3 protein-coding genes are annotated in these 1224 nt (G+C 70.3%); all 3 read left to right on the top strand.

Annotated features, from left to right (window positions below; all coding sequences use genetic code 11):
• Nucleotides 1-228, top strand: a 228-nt coding sequence (locus ACWC97_RS33970; RefSeq protein ID WP_352281294.1) for a hypothetical protein, incomplete at its 5' end; no start/stop codon positions are given.
• Between the two features lie 219 nt (nt 229-447).
• Nucleotides 448-960, top strand: a complete 513-nt coding sequence (locus ACWC97_RS33965) for a SigE family RNA polymerase sigma factor (RefSeq protein WP_352281296.1) — start codon at nt 448-450, stop codon at nt 958-960.
• A partial coding sequence (locus ACWC97_RS33960) for a hypothetical protein (RefSeq protein WP_385480208.1) occupies nt 953-1224 on the top strand: 272 nt, incomplete at its 3' end. The genes ACWC97_RS33965 and ACWC97_RS33960, both read left to right, overlap by 8 nt.

Here is a 1224-nt window from a genome sequence, read left to right as displayed (position 1 = left end):
GTGGAAGGCGCAGGACGGGTAGTCACACGAGCAGCGGACGAGCCGCTGCCGGAGACCACCGAGGCGTCGGCCGATCCGGAGCCATGGGCCGTCGGGGCGGGCGTGGAGGTGCCGGTTGCGGCAGTGGCCATTCCCCCCGCTGTCGCGATGACCGCGGTGGTGACGGCAATGAGCATGATGGGGCGGATACGCATGAATCCGTGTCCTTTCCTGCGGGTGTCCGGTTGACGCCCGCACCCCTGTAGGCACCCCGGTGCCCGGCAGGTCGCACGCCGCGGGCGTGATCCACGTCATATTGATCGTGATGCAACCCCGATGGGGCGCTCGTGCGTACAGGAAGGGAGGTGCGCCCAGGGCGCACGGCTCCACCGCCGCGACCGAGGAGTACTTCCTCGCACACAGCTTGTGCGGCGAGCTGACGGACAGCCGCCGGAAGAGAGGCCCTTGATGACGCCACAGGAGTTCGACGCGTTCTATGCGGCGTCCTTCTCCCGCCTGACCGGGCAGCTCTACGCGCTGACCGGCAACTGGTCCGAAGCACAGGACGTGGTCCAGGAGGCATTCATCCGCGCGTGGGACCGAAGGCGCACCTTGGACCCCGACGACGCCCCGGAGGCATGGATCCGGACCACGGCTCGACGGTTGGCCCACTCCCGCTGGCGGCGTCTCGCCAGGGGTCTGCACTTGGCCGGACGCCATCACCGGCAGGAACCACCCACCGTCGAGCCGCCCACCGAGGAGCACCTGATGCTGGTCACCGCGCTCCGTGATTTACCCCAGGCGCAGCGAGGCGCCCTGGTCCTGCACCACATGTGCGACCTCTCCGTCGAACAGGTCGCGGTCGAGACCGGCGCCAGCGTCAGCGCCGTGAAGAGCCGCCTTGCCCGCGGCCGGACCGCGCTCGCTGCCAAACTCGCCGACCAGAACCCGACCAGCGAGGAGGGAAAGCTTCGTGCCTGACCCCAACCACGACACCCTCGCCGACCGGCTGCGGCTGATCGGCACGCAGATGCCCGCACCAGCCCTGCCCGCTGCGGAGATCCGTCGACGGGCAGACCGCCGCCGCCATCGCCGGCACGTCGTGGCCGCTACCGTGGCCTGCACCGCAGCAGCCCTGTGCCTGGCCATCCCGTCCGTGCTGCACTCATCGGGACAGCGTCGGGGAGCGGCCTCCGGCGATGTCCCCTCCACCCCGGACTCCCCCCGCCCTGCTGCGTCTTTCAG

Source organism: Streptomyces sp. NPDC001108, from assembly GCF_053598535.1.
Note: the sequence above shows the minus strand (reverse complement) of the source record. Positions and strands in the feature narration are given on the sequence as shown.

Excerpts from the sequence above, each read along its gene's own strand:
- ACWC97_RS33965 (WP_352281296.1), top strand. The coding sequence starts at position 448 with ATGACGCCACAGGAGTTCGACGCGTTCTATGCGGCGTCCTTCTCCCGC.